The organism is Faecalicoccus sp. (assembly GCF_036552745.1).
Taxonomy (GTDB): Bacteria; Bacillota_I; Bacilli_A; order Erysipelotrichales; family Erysipelotrichaceae; genus Faecalicoccus.
Map to the genome: position 1 here is coordinate 1 of NZ_JAXKBY010000190.1, position 3,638 is coordinate 3,638.

The 3,638-nt window shown below is 40.0% G+C and carries 3 protein-coding genes and 1 pseudogene; 2 read left to right on the plus strand and 2 right to left on the minus strand.

Annotated features, from left to right (window positions below):
- Positions 1–1,077, plus strand: a 1,077-nt coding sequence (locus U0M88_RS09010) for an acyl CoA:acetate/3-ketoacid CoA transferase (RefSeq protein ID WP_331869595.1), incomplete at its 5' end; no start/stop codon positions are given.
- Between the two features lie 43 nt (positions 1,078–1,120).
- Positions 1,121–2,161 (plus strand): threonine aldolase family protein, encoded by a 1,041-nt coding sequence (locus tag U0M88_RS09015; RefSeq protein WP_331869596.1) that lies wholly within the window; start codon positions 1,121–1,123, stop codon positions 2,159–2,161.
- Positions 2,162–2,198: 37 nt separating this feature from the next.
- Here the strand turns inward: U0M88_RS09015 and U0M88_RS09020 are convergent, their stop codons facing one another.
- Complete coding sequence (locus U0M88_RS09020) at positions 2,199–3,050, minus strand: YitT family protein (RefSeq protein WP_331869597.1); 852 nt, start codon at positions 3,048–3,050, stop codon at positions 2,199–2,201.
- Between the two features lie 121 nt (positions 3,051–3,171).
- Positions 3,172–3,638: pseudogene (locus tag U0M88_RS09025) on the minus strand (hypothetical protein); the annotation flags it as partial.

The following is a 3,638-nucleotide window of genomic DNA, read 5'->3' on the forward strand; positions in this document are numbered from 1 at the left end:
GATGGGGAAGAATGGTTACGTTATAAATCCTTCCCGGTCAATGTCGCATTGCTTCGTGGTACCTATGCCGATGAAGATGGTAACGTAGTCATGACACAGGAAGCTGGTACGCTGGATTCCTTATCAATCGCACAGGCAGTTAAAAACTCTGGAGGTACTGTCATTGTGCAGGTCAAAGATATCGTACAAAATGGCACCTTGTCGGCTCGTGAAGTAAAAATTCCGGGTATCTATGTCGATGCGCTGGTTATCGGAAAACCGGAAAACCATTGGCAGACATTCTCACAGGAATACAATCCATCTTATTCCGGTGAAGTTCGTGTACCGGTCGATTCAATTGAACCTATGCCGTTAAATGCACGTAAGGTTGTTTGTCGAAGAGCCGCTATGGAATTAGATCCAAAGGCGATCATCAACTTAGGTATCGGTATGCCGGAAGGCATTGCCAATGTAGCCAATGAAGAAGGATTACCAGGTCTAAAATTAACGGTAGAAACCGGAGGAATCGGTGGAGTACCGATGAGTGGTACAGCTTTTGGTGCTTGTACAAACCCGGATGCGATGATCGATCAGCCATATCAGTTTGACTTCTATGATGGTGGTGGATTGGATCAAGCTTTCTTAGGATTGGCTGAATGTGATCGTCACGGAAACATCAACGTTTCTCGTTTTGGACCGAAGATTGCCGGTTGCGGTGGCTTCATCAACATTACACAGACCGCACCTGTCGTGGTTTACTGTGGTACCTTTACCGCAAAGGGCTTAAAGGAAACCATTGGTAATGGCAAGCTGGAAATCGTACAGGAAGGGCAGATCAAAAAGTTCAAAAATGAAGTAGAACAGATTACATTTGCCGCTGAATATGCTGCGCAGACAGGACAGAAAGTCATGTATATTACTGAACGTGCTGTTTTTGAACTGTTAGATGGTGTATTGACCTTAACAGAAATTGCACCAGGTATTGATTTGGAAAAAGATGTTCTGGCACAGATGGAATTTAAACCGGCTATTGCCGAAGATTTAAAATTGATGGATGCCCGTTTATTCACGGATGAAAAAATGGGATTGTTAAAATAAGCGGAGTACTTTCATAAGTACTCTCTTTTTGAAAGGAGGGCTTATGTTATTTTTTCGAAATGACTATGGACAAGGCTGCATTCCGGAAATCTTAGAACACATGAATAAGACCAACACCCAAAGTCATGTAGGCTATGGAGAGGATGAAATCTGCATGCATGCCAAACAATTGATTCAATCCAAGATGGTCGATCATACAGTTGATGTTCATTTTATCTCCGGTGGTACATTGACCAATCAAACTGTGATCAAAGCCATGCTTCGTCCCTTTGAAGCAGTAATTTCTTGCGATACCGGCCATATCTCAACGCATGAAACAGGAGCTATCGAAGCCACCGGTCACAAGGTTATCACCGTACAAAATGTGAATGGAAAACTGACACCGGCATTGATTCAAAAATCATTTGATGAGCACATGTTGACCTATGAACATCTGGTGTATCCAAAGATGGTCTATATTTCCAATGCCACAGAATTTGGTACCGTCTATACAAGAGAAGAGCTTATAGCCTTACATGAAAAGTGTCAGGAACTCGGTTTATATCTATATATGGATGGGGCAAGACTGGGCGCTGCTTTGATGTCCGGTGTCGATTATTCATTAAATGATCTGGCTGCCTGGTGTGATGTATTCTATATCGGCGGCACAAAAAATGGCGCTCTAATGGGAGAAGCCGTTGTGATCATCAACGACAGCTTAAAGCCTTATTTTCGCTTTTGTATGAAACAAAACGGAGCCATGATGGCGAAAGGTTGGTTATTAGGAATCCAGTTTGCGGGTTTGTTTGAAAACGATGCGTTTTATACCGTTGCCAAACATGCCAATGAAATGGCAGCACAGATTCAGGATGCTTTGTTTGATCTGAAATATCCATTTTTAATGAAGAGCGACACCAATCAGATCTTCCCGGTTGTCGATGAAAAAGAATATGAGTTTCTAAAAGACAAAGTGGATTTTGAGCTTTGGGAGAATCGGAAAGAAGGTAAGGTCATTCGTTTTGTGACCAGCTGGAGTACTACACAAGAGCAGGTAGATGCCCTGATTACCTTATTAAAACAGGCGAAAGAATTAAAAGAAGAATAGTTGTAAACAGGCGATAGTATCCAGCTGTCGCCTGTTTTTATTGATATTGCTTCTTAGAGGAAAAGCCGCGTCCTAGAACTTCACTGACACGACTAACGATCATAAACGCATCCGGATCGATCTGATGAACCAGTCTTTCGATCTTTGGAAGCTCACGGTTGGAAACAACACTTAGAATCACAGATTGATCTTGGTGTGAATAACCGCCTTTTCCCTGCAACAATGTGATACCGCGATCGACATCTTTTAAAATGGAAGATGCGATTTGTTCATGATGCGGACTGATGATCTTCACTTCGGTCTTCGTCGTACCCATTAAAAGAACTTTATCTAAGACGATCGATGTCAACAAGATCAGTATGATACCATACAATAATCTTTCTAACGGATTGTACAATGTCTGTGAAGACAAAATGATAAAATCAAAGACATATAAACTCATGGATACCGGAATCTTAAAGAAATGATGAAGAACTAAAGGCGGAATATCCATGCCACCGGTACTGGCACCACTACGAATCACGATACCTAAAGAAAGTCCAATACCTAAACCGGCAAAAATCGTATTTAATAATTCGTTATTTGTAATGACTAAATCACCCAGGAGCTGATTGAAAAATTCCAATGCCATTGGATATACTAATGTTGATACAATTGTTGTCATCACAAACTTTTTTCCTAAGATCAAAAATCCTACCAACAACATCACAAGATTAAATACCAGTACAAATAAAGAGACCGGTAATGAGAAATAATGATTTAGAAACAGGGCAATACCGGTCGTACCGGAACTCATTAAACTGGTGGGTAAGATAAACAGTTTTACAACCAGGGCATATAAGAAATTTCCGAAGATGACCGGAATTACGGATCGCACAATCTTCATCATAAAATCCTCCTAAAAAAACACGCCTGTCAGAAAAATAAATTTTCCCTAACAAGCGTGGATCAAGGCATTTGCCTAATACAGAGATATTGTATAGGATGTTGATCAAAAAGAAAAGAGTAAATTAATTTTCTAACTTTCTTAGATTTTTTAAATATGTCCATCCCAGTACTCCATCTTTTTTAATTTGTGCTTTGTCACGATATTCACGTACTATTTTTACTATATCTCCTTCTTTTAAAGGTATTTGATAATTGGTATAGTCCGAGGCATACCATTTGCCATGACGCTGTTCAATAAATTCATTATCGACCCAAAAAGCACGTTTTAAATGGAAACAATAAATATAAGACTGGTAACGTTCCTTCTTTAAGATTTCAATTTCACCACGATTCCAAGTCACAAACAAAGGAATTTGATTTTGATAATCTACACTTTGTATGCAAATGGCTGTAGGTAAGTCATCGTACCGTTTGACATCGACATGATTTTGCTCAAAAATCAGTGCGTTTAACTGACCGCCTTGTTTGACGATATTACCGCCATCAATGCTGTAGATGTTCTTTTTGGGATCGTAGAGGGGATCAAAAC

What these genes read in the sequence shown, in the direction of transcription:
- U0M88_RS09020 (WP_331869597.1), bottom strand. Translation starts at nt 3,050, where the DNA reads ATGATGAAGATTGTGCGATCCGTAATTCCGGTCATCTTCGGAAATTTC.
- U0M88_RS09015 (WP_331869596.1), top strand. Translation starts at nt 1,121, where the DNA reads ATGTTATTTTTTCGAAATGACTATGGACAAGGCTGCATTCCGGAAATC.